Source organism: Streptomyces sp. B5E4, from assembly GCF_039871555.1.
Lineage (GTDB): Bacteria > Actinomycetota > Actinomycetes > Streptomycetales > Streptomycetaceae > Streptomyces.
On sequence record NZ_JBDPMI010000036.1, the window covers coordinates 38,659 to 51,925 of the forward strand.

At 74.7% G+C, this 13,267-nt stretch carries 14 protein-coding genes; 9 read left to right on the top strand and 5 right to left on the bottom strand.

The window, feature by feature from the left end:
* Nucleotides 1-144: 144 nt before the first annotated feature.
* On the top strand, nucleotides 145-1,119 hold the full coding sequence (locus ABGA99_RS31905; RefSeq protein WP_347575674.1) for an SCO1860 family LAETG-anchored protein: 975 nt from the start codon (nucleotides 145-147) through the stop codon (nucleotides 1,117-1,119).
* A gap of 83 nt (nucleotides 1,120-1,202) precedes the next feature.
* Here the strand turns inward: ABGA99_RS31905 and ABGA99_RS31910 are convergent, their stop codons facing one another.
* From ABGA99_RS31910 to ABGA99_RS31920, 3 genes are read right to left on the bottom strand one after another with little or no spacing between them, the layout of a single operon-like run.
* On the bottom strand, nucleotides 1,203-2,732 hold the full coding sequence (locus ABGA99_RS31910) for a cobyric acid synthase (RefSeq protein ID WP_347575675.1): 1,530 nt from the start codon (nucleotides 2,730-2,732) through the stop codon (nucleotides 1,203-1,205).
* Nucleotides 2,729-2,971: a hypothetical protein gene (locus ABGA99_RS31915; protein WP_347575676.1), complete on the bottom strand. Its 243-nt coding sequence runs from the start codon at nucleotides 2,969-2,971 to the stop codon at nucleotides 2,729-2,731. The genes ABGA99_RS31910 and ABGA99_RS31915 overlap by 4 nt, the downstream gene beginning before the upstream one ends.
* Before the next feature lie 35 nt (nucleotides 2,972-3,006).
* Nucleotides 3,007-4,227 carry an inorganic phosphate transporter gene (locus tag ABGA99_RS31920; RefSeq protein ID WP_347575677.1) on the bottom strand — a complete coding sequence of 407 codons (1,221 nt, stop codon included), beginning with the start codon at nucleotides 4,225-4,227 and terminating at the stop codon, nucleotides 3,007-3,009.
* Nucleotides 4,228-4,387: 160 nt separating this feature from the next.
* Between ABGA99_RS31920 and ABGA99_RS31925 the strand changes: the two genes are divergently transcribed.
* From ABGA99_RS31925 to ABGA99_RS31935, 3 genes are all read left to right on the top strand, one after another.
* Nucleotides 4,388-5,020 (top strand): class II aldolase/adducin family protein, encoded by a 633-nt coding sequence (locus ABGA99_RS31925; protein WP_347575678.1) that lies wholly within the window; start codon nucleotides 4,388-4,390, stop codon nucleotides 5,018-5,020.
* A gap of 78 nt (nucleotides 5,021-5,098) precedes the next feature.
* The gene (locus ABGA99_RS31930; RefSeq protein WP_347584005.1) at nucleotides 5,099-6,238 is read left to right on the top strand and encodes a prolyl oligopeptidase family serine peptidase; all 1,140 of its coding nucleotides are present in this window, start codon (nucleotides 5,099-5,101) and stop codon (nucleotides 6,236-6,238) included.
* 165 nt (nucleotides 6,239-6,403) lie between these two features.
* The gene (locus ABGA99_RS31935) at nucleotides 6,404-7,708 is read left to right on the top strand and encodes a hypothetical protein (RefSeq protein ID WP_347584006.1); all 1,305 of its coding nucleotides are present in this window, start codon (nucleotides 6,404-6,406) and stop codon (nucleotides 7,706-7,708) included.
* A 16-nt stretch (nucleotides 7,709-7,724) separates the two neighbouring features.
* Here the strand turns inward: ABGA99_RS31935 and ABGA99_RS31940 are convergent, their stop codons facing one another.
* A complete protein-coding gene (locus ABGA99_RS31940; protein ID WP_347575681.1) occupies nucleotides 7,725-8,132 on the bottom strand; it encodes a VOC family protein in 408 nt (135 codons plus the stop codon).
* A 220-nt stretch (nucleotides 8,133-8,352) separates the two neighbouring features.
* Here ABGA99_RS31940 and ABGA99_RS31945 point away from each other — a divergent pair, with 220 nt between their 5' ends.
* From ABGA99_RS31945 to ABGA99_RS31955, 3 genes are all read left to right on the top strand, one after another.
* Nucleotides 8,353-9,951: an ABC-F family ATP-binding cassette domain-containing protein gene (locus ABGA99_RS31945; protein WP_347575682.1), complete on the top strand. Its 1,599-nt coding sequence runs from the start codon at nucleotides 8,353-8,355 to the stop codon at nucleotides 9,949-9,951.
* A gap of 335 nt (nucleotides 9,952-10,286) precedes the next feature.
* Nucleotides 10,287-10,505 (top strand): helix-turn-helix domain-containing protein, encoded by a 219-nt coding sequence (locus ABGA99_RS31950; RefSeq protein ID WP_347575683.1) that lies wholly within the window; start codon nucleotides 10,287-10,289, stop codon nucleotides 10,503-10,505.
* A 93-nt stretch (nucleotides 10,506-10,598) separates the two neighbouring features.
* Nucleotides 10,599-11,390: an enoyl-CoA hydratase/isomerase family protein gene (locus ABGA99_RS31955; protein WP_347575684.1), complete on the top strand. Its 792-nt coding sequence runs from the start codon at nucleotides 10,599-10,601 to the stop codon at nucleotides 11,388-11,390.
* 110 nt (nucleotides 11,391-11,500) lie between these two features.
* Here the strand turns inward: ABGA99_RS31955 and ABGA99_RS31960 are convergent, their stop codons facing one another.
* Nucleotides 11,501-12,328 carry a hypothetical protein gene (locus ABGA99_RS31960; protein WP_347584007.1) on the bottom strand — a complete coding sequence of 276 codons (828 nt, stop codon included), beginning with the start codon at nucleotides 12,326-12,328 and terminating at the stop codon, nucleotides 11,501-11,503.
* A gap of 275 nt (nucleotides 12,329-12,603) precedes the next feature.
* On the opposite strand from ABGA99_RS31960, the gene ABGA99_RS31965 reads away from it, so the two are divergent.
* Nucleotides 12,604-13,020 carry an Asp23/Gls24 family envelope stress response protein gene (locus ABGA99_RS31965; RefSeq protein ID WP_347584015.1) on the top strand — a complete coding sequence of 139 codons (417 nt, stop codon included), beginning with the start codon at nucleotides 12,604-12,606 and terminating at the stop codon, nucleotides 13,018-13,020.
* Between the two features lie 48 nt (nucleotides 13,021-13,068).
* Nucleotides 13,069-13,263, top strand: coding sequence for a hypothetical protein (locus ABGA99_RS31970; RefSeq protein WP_018835772.1), 195 nt, complete (start codon nucleotides 13,069-13,071; stop codon nucleotides 13,261-13,263).
* Nucleotides 13,264-13,267: the final 4 nt, after the last annotated feature.

Sequence of the window (13,267 nt, forward strand, 5' to 3'; positions counted from 1 at the left end):
CCTGATTCGCCCGATGGGGTGAACGAGCGCAGAGTGTCCGTCGGGTCACCCTGAGTGCGTAAGCATGGCGGGGCAGTTGACGATCCGACGCACGTTCACCCGTGGGGGGTTTGTTCCTTGTCCCGTTTGTCCCGTCTGTTTCGCATGCCCGCGACCGCCGTCACGGCGGCCGCGCTGACCGGCCCGGCCCTGTTCCTCGCCGTACCCGCGCACGCCGACGACACCGGCGGCGCCGCCCCGGCCCGTACGGGCTCGGCCGGCGCCTCCGTGCTCCGCGCCGACCTCGACGTCTCGCTGCTCGACAAGACCGTGCAGGTACCGGTGCTCTCCACGCTCAACGAGGTCCGCGTGCCCGCCGCCGGCCGCGACTCCGGCGCCGCGGACAAGACCGCGCTCGACGTCCGGGTCGACGGCCTCAGGGCCGCCGAGGGCGAGGAACACCCCGCCGGCGCCGGGGCGGTGAACATCGCGCGCGCCGAAGTCGCCACCGCGGACGCCACCGTGGACGAGGACGGCGCCGAGGCGTCGTCGAACCTCGCCCGCGCCGAGGTGCACGTCCCCGGGCTGCCCGCGCTCTCCCTCATCGAGGTCGAGGAGGTGACGTCGACGGCCGTGTGCGCGGTGGGCGCGAAGCCGAGGGCGGAGTCCCGCACCCTCGGCTCCGTCACGGTGCTGGGCAAGCGCGTCACGGTCACCGTGGGCGGGGAGCCGACGGTGGTCACGGTGCCGGGCGTGGGGGAGGTGTCGCTCGGCTTCTCGCAGACGGAGACCACGCGGTCGGCGGCGAGCGCCGCGGCGCTGCGGCTGCGGGTGTCGGTGAACCCGCTGAAGCTGAACGTCGCCGCGGTGGAGGGCGAGGTGACGCTGGTCGAGGCCGCGTGCGAGACCCCGGCGGGCGGCGGTACGGACCCGGCGGAGGAGCCCGGCGAACGCCCGCAGGGCGACGCCGAGCCGGTCCAGGACGAACGGCCCGGCGACACCACGGACCCCGCCCCCGGGCAGCAACTCGCCGAAACGGGCGGCAGCTCGACGACCCCGTACCTGGTCGGCGGCGCGGCCCTGCTCGTCGGCCTGGGCCTGAGCGGCCTGGTGCTGGCCCGAATCCGGACGCGGGGCTGACACGCGCCTGAGCGGCGCGCGTGCGGCACCGTGCCCGAAGGCCGTACCGGTATCGGCGACGTCCCCGCGTACCGGTACGGCCGCTACTTCGTCGGTGCCCCGGGCGGCAGGAACGGAAGGTCGCCCGGGGCGCCCGACTCGATCAGGCGCAGCAGGGCCTTGGTGTCCGCGTGCTCCTCGATGAGGTCCCCCAGCCGCTCCAACTGCTCCTCCCGCAGCCCCGCGAAGGACGTGTCCGGCGCCGGGACGAACGCCCGGCCCGCGTCCGACGCCACCTGCCGCAGGAACGCCCGCCGGAAGCCGTCGTTCTCCAGGGCTCCGTGCCAGTGCGTCCCCCACACCTGGCCCACCCGGCACCCGGCGAGGAACGGCTCCCCGCCCCGTACGTCCGCGACCCCGTGGTGGATCTCGTACCCCTCCACCGGCTCGCCCAGCGCCGTGCCCGCCGGCCGGCCCAGCGTCTTGTCCGCCGCGAACTCCACCCGCACCGGCAGCAGTCCCAGCCCGGCCACCGACTGCGCCGGCCGCGCCTCCACGCCCTCCGCGTCGCCGATCCGCTCCGCCAGCATCTGGAACCCGCCGCAGATGCCCAGCACCGGCCGCCCCTGCGCCGCCCGGCGCGCCACCGCCGCGTCGATGCCCCGCTCCCGCAGCCACGCGAGCGCCCGTATCGTGCCCCGCGTTCCCGGCAGCACCACCAGGTCCGCGTCCGCCAGCTCCTCCGGCCGGTCGGTGAACTGCACCGCGACGCCCGGCTCCGCGGCCAGCGCGTCCACGTCGGTGAAGTTCGACATCAGCGGCACCGGCACCACCGCCACCCGCAGCACCTCCGCCCCGTGCGGCGGCTCCGCGGGCAGCTCGCGTATCCGGCCGCGCAGCGACAGCCGCAGCCCGTCCTCCTCGTCGATGCCCAGCCCGTGCCGGTACGGCAGCACCCCCAGGGTCTGCCGCCCGGTCAGCCCGCGCAGCATCGACAACCCCGGCTCCAGCAGGGAGACGTCACCGCGGAACTTGTTGACCAGATAACCCGCGACCAGGCTCTGGTCCGCGGCGCTCAGCAGCGCGGTGGTGCCGAAGAACGACGCGAAGACCCCGCCCCTGTCGATGTCCCCGACGACCACGACGGGCAGCCGCGCCGCCCGCGCCAGCCCCATGTTGACGATGTCGCTGTGCCGCAGGTTGATCTCCGCCGGACTGCCCGCGCCCTCGCAGATCACCACGTCGTACGCGCGCCGCAACTCCTCCAGGCAGTCCGTGACCGTGTCGAACAGCGCCCGCTGCCGCTCCCCGTGGTAGCCCGCCGCGCTCAGCTCCGCCATCGGCCGGCCCAGCACCACGACCTGGCTGCGCGCCTCGCCGCCGGGCTTCAGCAGCACCGGGTTCATCAGCGCGCTGGGCTCGGTGCGGGCAGCCGCCGCCTGCATGGCCTGCGCCCGCCCGATCTCGGCGCCCTCGCGGGTCACGTACGAGTTGAGCGACATGTTCTGCGCCTTGAACGGCGCGACGGAGACGCCGCGCCGGGCCAGCCACCGGCAGATGCCGGCGGTGACGACGCTCTTGCCCGCGTCCGACGTCGTGCCGGCGACCAGCAGGCCGCCGGCACGCGCCGTCATTTGACGATCAGATAGATCCCGTACGCCACGGCTGCTGCACACAGCGTGAAGCATACGTACGCACCCGTCCTGGCCAGGGCGGAGGGTGCCGTCTCGGTCGTCGTGACGCCGTCGGCGCCCTCGGGCTCCGTCTTCGGGGAGAGGCCGACGATGCCGACCGTGAAGAGGCCCACGAGCGCCACCGTCATGACGAGGCTGACGCCGAAGACCTCGCCGAGTGCTGCCCAGTCGATGTCCATGCTGCTTCCTCAGTACTCAGTCGGGGATCGGCCGGTCAGACCGTGGCCTGGGAGGCGGGACCGGACGCGGTCCGCGGCGAGGGGATGCTCACCGGCTCCACGGCAGCCTCCGTGCCGCCGTCGGCGACCGCGGCCGCCTGGCCGGTCGCCGGGTCCACGTCGTTGACGTTGGAGTGGTCGACCCGGTCGCGGCGCGAGGCCGCCCAGATCGTCGCGCAGGCCGCGATGCCCAGGACGGCGACCGTCACCACACCCCAGTCGCCCTGGTCGGCGAGGAACGCCGAGGCCCCTGCGATCAGCCCCGCGGCCGGCAGGGTGAGCCCCCACGCGGCGACCATCCGCCCGGCGGTGCTCCAGCGCACCACGCCGCCCTTCTTGCCCACGCCGGAGCCCATGATCGAGCCGGAGCAGACCTGGGTGGTGGACAGGGCGAAGCCGAGGTGCGAGGAGGCGAGGATCACCGTGGCCGAGCTGGTCTGGGCGGAGAAGCCCTGCGGCGGCTGGATGTCGGTGAGGCCCTTGCCCATGGTGCGGATGATGCGCCAGCCGCCGAGGTACGTGCCGAGCGCGATGGCCAGCGCGGCGGAGACGATGACCCAGGTGGGCGGGTCGGCGCCCGGGGACAGTGCGCCGCCGGTGATCAGCGCCAGGGTGATGACGCCCATCGTCTTCTGTGCGTCGTTGGTGCCGTGCGCGAGGGAGACCAGCGCACCGGAGGTGATCTGCCCGGCGCGGTAGCCCTTCGCCGTCTGGCCCGCGGAGCGGCGGCTGGCCAGCCGGTAGGTCAGCCGGGTCGCGGCGGCGGCGGCGATGCCCGCGACCAGCGGCGCGGCGATGGCGGGGATGAGGACCTTCATGACGATGGCGTCCATGTGCACGCCGTTCCAGCCGACGGAGACGAGGGTCGCGCCGATCAGACCGCCGAAGAGGGCGTGCGAGGAACTGGAGGGCAGCCCGGCGAGCCAGGTCAGCAGGTTCCAGACGATCGCACCCACCAGCCCGGCGAAGATCACTTCGGGCTGGATGCCGGACCCTTCGTCGATGATGCCGCCGGAGATGGTCTTGGCGACTTCCACGGAGAGGAAGGCGCCGACGAGGTTGAGGACTGCGCTCATCGCCACCGCCGTCTTGGGCTTGAGAGCCCCGGTGGAGATGGTGGTGGCCATGGCGTTGGCGGTGTCGTGGAACCCGTTCGTGAAGTCGAACACCAGGGCGGTGACTACGACGACTCCGATGATGAGAGTGAGGTGTTCCATGTACCCAAGCAATCCGCTCGAAGGTCGGGGGCCGTGAGGAACGTAAGTACTCCGAGTGAACACAAGGTGAACTGGGCCGGACGCGACGGTGACGAGGGCGAATGGGTGTCGCAATGTCTCCGGGCGGACGCTTCATGCGCAGGTCATAGGGAGGATACAGATGCGTCACGCGTGGCGTGAGCTGCTGGCGACGGCCCGGCGGATGTACTCCGAAGGGCTGGTGGTCGGAACCTCGGGCAACGTCTCCGCGCGGGTGGGCGACCATGTGCTCATCACCCCGACCGGCGTTCCCTACGAGGAGTTGGGGGACGACGACCTCGTCGCCGTCGATCTGCGGGGGCGGCAGACGCACGGCTCGCTCAGGCCGACGAGCGAGCTGCCCATGCACCTCGCGGTCTACGGGAGCACCGACGCCCGCGCCGTCGTGCACACCCACGCCGTGCACGCGACGGCCGTCTCCACGCTCGTGCCCGAGCTGCCCACCGTCCACTACGCCACCGCGGCCCTCGGCGGCCCGGTGCGCGTCGCCCCGTACGCGCTGTACGGGACGGCGGAGCTGGCCGCGGGCATGCTGGAGGCGCTGGCCGGGCGGTCCGCGTGCCTGCTGCAGAACCACGGCACCGTCGCCTACGGCGCCGGCCTGGCGCAGGCGTACGACAGGACCGCCCAGCTCGAATGGATGTGCCGGGTGTGGCTGGCCGCGCGTTCGGTACCGGGGCTGAGCCCGTCGCTGCTGTCGGCGGATCAGCTCGGGGAGGTGGTGGAGAAGCTGAAGGGCTACGGCCAGGGGTGAGCCGTGCGGCCGCCCGCCCGTGACCCGGGCGGGTGCGCGCACTGGCAGGGTCCTGGCCGTACGCGGACAATGGGCGGGATGCGTATCAAACCGGCCGCCGCGACCCTGACCAGCCTTCTCGCCGCCGGACTCGGCGCCGGGGCCGCCGCCGTGGCCGCCGGGCGGTACGGCTCCCGCTCCGCCCTGCGGCCCACCCCCGCGGGCCCCGTCGGCTTCGACGGCCCCCGGCTGCGGGTCGTCGAAGCGGCGGACGGGCAGGTCACCCTCGCGCCCGGCTCGCCGCCCGCCCTGCGCCCCGAGGCGTACGGCCTGATGGCCCCCGGCGTGCACGCCGTCGTCGGCCCGCTGGTGCGCGCCGAGTCCCGGCCGGGCGGCCGGCTCGTGCGCCGCCTGGAGCGGGTCACCCACGGCAGCCTCGACGCGGGCACGCGGGTGCGGCTGACGCCGAAGGTGTACGTGGGCACGCCGCGCTCGGCGCTGGGCATCGCGTACGAGGACGTCACCGTCGAGGGCCCGCTCGGGCCGCTGCCCGCGTGGTACGTGCCGGGCGCCCGCGCCACCTGGGTCATCGCCGCCCACGGCCTCGGCGACACCCGCGAACAGGTCCTGACCGCCCTGCCGCTGCTGCACGAGCTGGGGCTGCCGGTCCTCGCCCCCGCCTACCGCGGTGATCCCGACGCGCCGCCGGCCCCCGGCGGCCGCGGCGCGCTCGGCCACGCCGAGTGGCCCGACCTCGACGCGGCGCTCCACTGGGCGGTACGCCACGGCGCCCGGCGCGCGGTGCTGTACGGCTGGTCCGCGGGCGCCACCATGGCGCTGCGCACGGCCGCGGAGTCCGCCGCCGCCTACGGCATCGCCGGGCTGGTGCTGGACTCGCCGGTGCTCGACTGGCGCGCCGCGGTACGGGCCCTCGCCGGCCGCTCCGGCGCCCGCGGACGGCTCGCCCTGCCGCCGCCGCTGCGCGGGCTGGCGGTGCTGGCGGCCGGGGAGTACGCGGAGTTGGACACCGCGCTCGCCGTGCCCGAGGCGCCGACGCTGGTGCTGCAGGGCCAGTCCGACGACGTCGCCCCGCTCGCCGCGGCGCGGGCGTTCGCGGCCCGCGGCGGCGACCGGCTGGTGCTCCGCGAGGTCCCCGACGGCCGGCACGCGGCGCTGTGGAACGCCACCCCGCACGCGTACGACGACACCGTGCGCCGCTTCCTGACCCCGCTGCTCTAGCCCGCTCCGGGGGCCGGTGCCGAGCGCGCCGCGGTACCCCCCTGAGTGCCCCTCGCCAACCCCGGATTGGGCTTTCGCCGCCCCACCCGCGAGACTTGGTGCGTGATGGCGCACAGTTCGCACCACCCGCCGCTCCGCCTCGTCCCCAGGCAGCCCCGTCGCGAGATGGCCGCCGCAGCCCGCCGGGCCGTCGTCGACCGGGCCCTACGCCCCGCGCCGCGGCCCCCGGAGGGCATCGCCGCGCCCCGGGTGCTCGCCGGCCACGCCCGCACCCTGCTCGCCGAGGCGGTGCGGGTCGCCAGGTGGGCCGAGGGGCGGCCACAGCCCTGGACGGAGGCACCGCAGGCCGAGTGGGACCGGGCCCGGCTCGCGGGCCTGGTCGAGGTGCAGGGCGCGTACGCCCGTCCCGCCTGGCGGCTGCGGGCCTGGGACCGCGACGAGCGCGCCGTGCTCCGCGGCTGGGTCGCGCTCTTCGACGCCTGGTCGCTGGCCCACCCCGCGCCCGAGCCGCTGGCCGTCGACTCCGTCGCCCTCGGCGACGCCATCGAGGCCATGCCGCAGATGCTCGCCCTGCTCCACCTCACCGGCGGCCCCGTCCGCGTCCCCGTCCTGCTCGACCTCCTCGGCCAGCGCGTGGAGGAACTGCGCACCGAGCGCTGCGAGGTCGCGTACGGCAGCGAGGGCACCCCCGTGCCGGGCCAGGCCGCCGAGCCGGCGGCGGCGGAAGTGCCGGACGCGGAGCTGCCGGCGCTGCTGTCGGGGCTGCTGGACTGGGCCCTGGAGGCGTTCGCCTCCGTGGGGGCGCTGATCCGGGAGGGCCCCGAGGTGTCGCTGACCCCGCTGGGCCACTGGGCCGTGTGGATGAAGATCGAGCAGATCTGCATCGCCGCCCAGGGCCCCGAGGGCCACATCGAGAAGCCCGCGGAGGCGATGCTCCGCAGTTGCGCGGGGCTGACGCCGGGGCCGGCCCGCGCCGAGTACCGCGCCTGGCTGGCGGCGCGGCCCTCGGGCAGCGCGGTCGCCGAGCTGCTGGAGGTGGCGCGGGGCGACGACGCGCTGCTGCGCGGGCTGGCGTTCGAGGCGCTGCGCGTGGTCGGCGCGGCGGCGGAGAGCGCGGTGCGCGAGTCGTGCGACGAGCCGATGCTGCGGCCGTACGCGCTGCTGTGGCTGGCGGAGCAGGAGGGCGGCGACGCGGACGAGGCGCTGGGCGCGCTGACCCGCGAGGAGGCGACCTGGCTGTGGGTCGACACCGCCGCCGCGGTCGCCGACCACGGCGAGGGCAGCCTGCTGGTACGGCATCTGGAGTCCGCGGTGCAGGGCAGCGTGCCGGCGCTGCTGGCGGAGGTGGGGGGCGCGGGCCATCCCCGTACGGTCCAGGTGCTGGTGGCGCTGGCCGCCGCGCACCCCGACCCGGCCGTGGCCAAGGCCGTGCGCCGGGCGGCCTTCCGGGTGCACACCGGCGGGGCGTGAGCGGGGCGGGCGCGGGTCAGCCGGGGACGGGCGCGTACGTGCCGAAGCTCCAGACGTTGCCCTCGTGGTCGCGCGCCATGTAGTCCCGCGCCCCGTAGTCCTGGTCGGTCGGCGGCACCAGGATCTCCACGCCGTGCTCCACGGCCTGGCGGTGGTGCGCGTCGGGGTCGTCCACCACCACGTACACCGCGCTGGGGCCGCCGGCGCCCACCGCCCTGTCGAACTCGCTGCCGGTGCCCTTCGAGCCCAGCATCACCATCCCGTTCCCCTGGGCCAGCTCCGCGTGCACCACCGTGCCGTCCTCGCCCTCGTAGACCGCGACCTCCCGGAAGCCCAGCCCTTCGGTCAGCAGCCGGACGGCGGCCTTGGCGTCGTCGTACAGCAGGGTGGGGTAGACGGTCGGGGCGTCGTCGCTGCCGGGCATGCGGATCACGTCCTCTCGAAGCCTGTACGGGCAGTCTGGCACCGGCCACCGACGGCGGCAGCCCGGCCGCGCTCCCGGGGCCGCCCGCCGGATCCGGCGGGTTAATCGGGTTGCGGCCCCCGATACACTTGCCGCATGGCAACTCTCCACGTGCATGAGTAGCGGCGTAGCTCCGTAACCCTCCGTCCCTGCCGTCCTCGTCCTGCCCTGGAGAACTTCCGTGATCACCGCCACCGGCCTGGAGCTGCGCGCCGGCGCCCGCATCCTCCTCGAATCCGCCACCTTCCGCATCGCCAGGGGCGACCGCATCGGCCTGGTCGGGCGCAACGGCGCCGGCAAGACCACCCTGACCAAGGTCCTGGCCGGCGAGGGCCAGCCCGCCACCGGCGCCGTCACCCGCGGCAGCACCGTCGGCTACCTGCCGCAGGACCCGCGGACCGGCGACCTCGACGTGCTCGCCCGCGACCGCATCCTGGCCGCCCGCGGCCTGGACGCCGTCATCCGCAAGATGCGTGAGGACGAGGACCGGATGGCGAACGGCAAGGGCGCCACCCGCGAGAAGGCCATGCGGCGCTACGAGCGCATGGAGACGGAGTTCCTGACGAAGGGCGGGTACGCCGCCGAGGCCGAGGCCGCGACCATCGCGGCCAGCCTCGGACTGCCCGACCGGGTGCTCGGCCAGCCGCTCCATACGCTCTCCGGCGGCCAGCGCCGCCGCGTCGAGCTGGCGCGGATCCTCTTCTCCGACTCCGAGATCCTGCTGCTGGACGAGCCGACGAACCACCTCGACGCCGACTCCGTCGTCTGGCTGCGGGACTACCTGAAGACGTACCACGGCGGCTTCGTCGTCATCTCCCATGACGAACAGCTCGTCGAGACCGTCGTCAACAAGGTCTTCTACCTCGACGCCAACCGCGCCCGGATCGACGTCTACAACATGGGCTGGAAGCTCTACCTGGCGCAGCGCGAGGCGGACGAGAAGCGCCGCCGCCGCGAGCGCGCCAACGCCGAGAAGAAGGCCGCCGCGCTCAACGCGCAGGCCGACAAGATGCGCGCCAAGGCCACCAAGGCCACCGCCGCGCAGAACATGGCCCGCCGCGCCGAGCGGCTGCTCTCCGGGCTCGACGAGCAGCGGCAGGCCGACAAGGTCGCGCGGCTGCGGTTCCCCGACCCGGCCCCGTGCGGCAAGACGCCGCTGACCGCCGAGGGCCTGTCCAAGTCGTACGGCTCGCTGGAGGTCTTCACCGACGTCGACCTCGCCGTCGACAAGGGCTCCCGCGTCGTCATCCTCGGCCTCAACGGCGCCGGGAAGACCACGCTGCTGCGGCTGCTGGCCGGCGTCGAGAAGCCCGACACCGGCGGGGTCACCCCCGGCCACGGCCTCAAGCTGGGCTACTACGCGCAGGAGCACGAGACCCTCGACCCGGACCGCTCGGTGCTGGAGAACATGGCCTCGGCCGCGCCCGACATGGACGCCGTCGAGAGGCGCAAGGTGCTCGGCTCGTTCCTCTTCTCCGGCGATGACGTCGACAAGCCCGCCCGCGTGCTCTCCGGCGGCGAGAAGACCCGGCTCGCGCTCGCCACCCTCGTCGTCTCCTCCGCGAACGTGCTGCTGCTCGACGAGCCGACCAACAACCTCGACCCGGCCAGCCGCGAGGAGATCCTCGGTGCGCTGCGCACCTTCACCGGCGCCGTCGTCCTCGTCACCCACGACGAGGGGGCGGTGGACGCGCTGGAGCCGGAGCGCATCATCCTGCTGCCGGACGGCGTCGAGGACCTGTGGAACGCGGACTACGCAGACCTGGTAGCGCTTGCTTGATCACCCCCGTCTGGATCATTCGGCTCATGGGTGATCCATCATCTGAGTGAGTGGTGCTCGTACCACGGCGTGGCGCCTGGTCACCGGGCGTGCGGTGCCGGCTACGCGCGCCGTCGCCGCCGCCTCGCCCCGGCACCGCCCCCTGACCTGCCCAATCACTCCGAGCCGCGGTCCCGGCCGGTCCGCCCACGGGCTCGGAACGTGGGGTTCCGACGGTCTCCGAGAGGAACTGGGGAGAAAACCTCGTGCCGCGGACCTTGCCGAACGGGTGGCCAGGAGGCCATAAAGGGGTGATCATGAGAGTCCAGAGCGCACTTCCGTACGAGGAGGCACGGGTGGCCGAGACTCTGAAGAAGGGCAGCCGGGTTACCGGCGCCGCGCGCGAAAAGCTCGCGGCTGACCTGAAGAAGAAGTACGACTCCGGTGCGAGTATCCGGGCGCTGGCCGAAGAAACCGGTCGCTCCTATGGATTCGTGCACCGGATGCTCAGCGAATCCGGCGTGACCCTGCGCGGTCGCGGCGGCGCGACGCGAGGCAAGAAAGCGTCGACCTGACCGGACTGCCGCGGCCGCCGTGACCGGCGCCCCCGGCCCTGGACGGGCACCCGGCCGGTCCGCTGGACCGGCCGGGTGGTTACTGTTCGGTATATGACAGAGCTGCTGCACAGAGACGGCGTACGGCTCGCCCTGGACGGCGAGGACGGCACGCTGGCCACGGTGACCCTCGACCACCCCGCCCGGCGCAACGCGCAGTCGCCCGCCATGTGGCGGGCCCTCGCCGCCGCCGGGCGTGAACTCCCCGGCAGCGTCCGCCTGGTGGTGCTGCGTGCCGAGGGCAAATCCTTCTCCGCCGGACTCGACCGGCAGGCATTCACCCCCGAAGGCTTTGCGGACGAGCCGTCGTTCCTTGAGCTCGCCCGCTATTCCGACGGCGACCTCGACGCGGTCATCGCCGAATACCAGGAGGCGTTCACCTGGTGGCGGCGGAATGACATCGTTTCCCTCGCGGCGGTGCAGGGACATGCGATTGGCGCGGGTTTTCAGCTCGCCCTCGCCTGCGACCTCCGGGTGTGCGCGGACGACGCGCAGTTCGCCATGCGGGAGACGTCGCTCGGGCTGGTGCCCGATCTCACCGGAACCGGGCCGCTGGTGCAACTCGTCGGATATGCACGGGCGTTGGAAATGTGCGTCACGGGACGCTTCGTGCACGCGGCGGAGGCCGAGCGGGTGGGTCTGGCGAACCTCGTGGTCCCGGCGGCGGAGCTGGGGGCCGCGACCGCGGACCTGGCGGCGGCGCTGCTGGCGGCGCCGCGCGACGCGGTGATCGAGACGAAGGCGCTGCTGCGGGAGGCCGCGGGCCGGACGTACGACGAGCAGCGCGCGGCGGAACGCGCGGCGCAGGCCCGCAGGCTGCGGGACCTGGCGGGGGCGGGGGAGTAGGGGATCCTTCCGCGGGCGGGGCCCGGCCCGGTCGCCCCGGTGGTACGGAGGCGCGGTGTACGGCCGCGGGGTGAGGCCGGCGCTCGTGGCGCGCGCGGCCGCCGGGCGCGTTACCGGATGTCGGTGACGAGGACCGTGACGGTCGCGGCGTCGGTCCGGGCGCGTACGGCGAGAGCCACGTCGAGCGCGCGGTGCGCGGAGTCGAGGACGACGCGTACCTCGGCATGGTCGCCGCCGGGGAGGACGTCGACGTCGAGCAACCCGGGCACGTCCGGGGCGCCGTGGCCGGGGTGGGGCTTCTCCCGGGCGGCGGGAGGAGAGCCCGGCGGGGCCCCGGCGGCGGGCTGTGCGGCGGCCTGCGGGGTTTCCAGCAGGCCTGCCACGTGGATGTCCACCGCTGCCACGCGCAGCCCCAGGCGCTCCTGTGCGCCCTGTAGCAGCGCCTCCCGCAGGGCCTCGGCCGTGGCGGTCATCGGCCGGTCCACCGCGGCGTCGCACTCGGCCGCGATCCGCAACTCCCCGTACGGCAACGCGCTCAGGGGCGCCGGCCCCGCCGCCCGCCGCCGGTGCGCCTCGGCTCCGGCCCGGGTGCGCTCGTCGAGGTAACGCACCTCCGCCCCGGCGCCGCCCCCGTCGTGGACCGGGTCCGGCCGGGGTCCTGGCCGTGCGGTGTCCCCGCCTTCCCCGCCGCCCCCCGGCCCCGCGCCCTCCGCCCCGCCCGCCGACTCCGTACCGCCCCCGGCGTCCGCCGCGTCCGCCGCAAGCTCCACCCGCAGACCCGTCACCCGGGCCCCGGGCACCCCCGCCGCCGCGCGGCGCAGCACGCCCGCCGCCGCGCGTTCCGCGATCCACGTGCCGTCCGCCGCGGCGCCCAGCGGCAGCAGCCTGCCGAGGCCCACCTGCTCGCGCACCGCCCGCTGCCAGTTCCCCGCCGTCATACGCTCCATCCTCCCCCGGGCAGGGGGAACGCACCGCCCGGTGCCGGTCCTCCGTCCTCGTCCGCCGCATCCTCCCCTACCCGCGCGGTCGGCCACCCGCTCGCGGAGCCCCGGTGGCCCGGCTGTCGCATTCCCCTGGCCCCACCCCGGGCAGGGGACGGATAGTGGGGGGCGAAACGAGCGCACGCCACGGTCGTCAGGAAAGGGTGGAGACGGTGAGCAGCGAGTCGACGGTCAGGGAGGTCAGGCGGGAGCCGGCAACGGCCCCGCCGAAGGTGCTGGGCACGCGGCGCGGCACCGGCGATCCGGCGACGCGGGGGCGGACGACGATCGCCGACGGCGTGGTCGAGAAGATCGCGGGCCTCGCCGCGCGCGACGTCGTCGGCGTGCACGCCGTGGGCAGCGGCCTCACCCGTGCCGCGGGTGCCGTACGGGACCGCGTGCCCGGCTCCGCCCGGCCGGCGGCCGGCGTGCGGGCCGAGGTCGGCGAGGTGCAGACGGCGCTCGACCTGGAGATCGTCGTCGACTACGGGGTCTCCATCACCGAACTCGCCCGCGCCGTACGGGAGAATGTCATCTCGGCCGTCGAGCGGATGACCGGCCTCGAAGTGGTCGAGGTCAACATCGCGGTGACCGACGTGAAGCTGCCCGACGACGAGGACGAGGGGGCCGAGCAGCCGCGGCTGCAGTGACGGCGGGGCGGGGGACCCGCCCCGGGGAGCTTGGGGAAGGTGCGTGCGATGAGCATGGCAGTGGTCGGCCTGATCGCCGGGATGGCGTTGGGCTTCGCCGGCTACTTCGGCGGGTTCGGTGCCTTCCTGCTGGTGGCGGCGCTCGGCGCGATCGGCTTCGTCGTCGGCCGGGTGCTGGACGGCGACCTGGAGCCGGGCGACTTCTTCCGCAGACCGGGCGAGCGCGACGACCGGCGGCGGTGACCCC

Bases quoted from the DNA above. Each gene is read 5' to 3' on its own strand.
- ABGA99_RS31930 (WP_347584005.1), top strand. From the start codon at position 5,099: ATGCGTATCAAACCGGCCGCCGCGACCCTGACCAGCCTTCTCGCCGCC.
- ABGA99_RS31905 (WP_347575674.1), top strand. From the start codon at position 145: ATGCCCGCGACCGCCGTCACGGCGGCCGCGCTGACCGGCCCGGCCCTG.
- ABGA99_RS31960 (WP_347584007.1), bottom strand. From the start codon at position 12,328: ATGACGGCGGGGAACTGGCAGCGGGCGGTGCGCGAGCAGGTGGGCCTC.
- ABGA99_RS31910 (WP_347575675.1), bottom strand. From the start codon at position 2,732: ATGACGGCGCGTGCCGGCGGCCTGCTGGTCGCCGGCACGACGTCGGAC.
- ABGA99_RS31920 (WP_347575677.1), bottom strand. From the start codon at position 4,227: ATGGAACACCTCACTCTCATCATCGGAGTCGTCGTAGTCACCGCCCTG.
- ABGA99_RS31915 (WP_347575676.1), bottom strand. From the start codon at position 2,971: ATGGACATCGACTGGGCAGCACTCGGCGAGGTCTTCGGCGTCAGCCTC.
- ABGA99_RS31970 (WP_018835772.1), top strand. From the start codon at position 13,069: ATGAGCATGGCAGTGGTCGGCCTGATCGCCGGGATGGCGTTGGGCTTC.
- ABGA99_RS31935 (WP_347584006.1), top strand. From the start codon at position 6,404: ATGGCCGCCGCAGCCCGCCGGGCCGTCGTCGACCGGGCCCTACGCCCC.
- ABGA99_RS31925 (WP_347575678.1), top strand. From the start codon at position 4,388: ATGCGTCACGCGTGGCGTGAGCTGCTGGCGACGGCCCGGCGGATGTAC.
- ABGA99_RS31940 (WP_347575681.1), bottom strand. From the start codon at position 8,132: ATGCCCGGCAGCGACGACGCCCCGACCGTCTACCCCACCCTGCTGTAC.
- ABGA99_RS31955 (WP_347575684.1), top strand. From the start codon at position 10,599: ATGACAGAGCTGCTGCACAGAGACGGCGTACGGCTCGCCCTGGACGGC.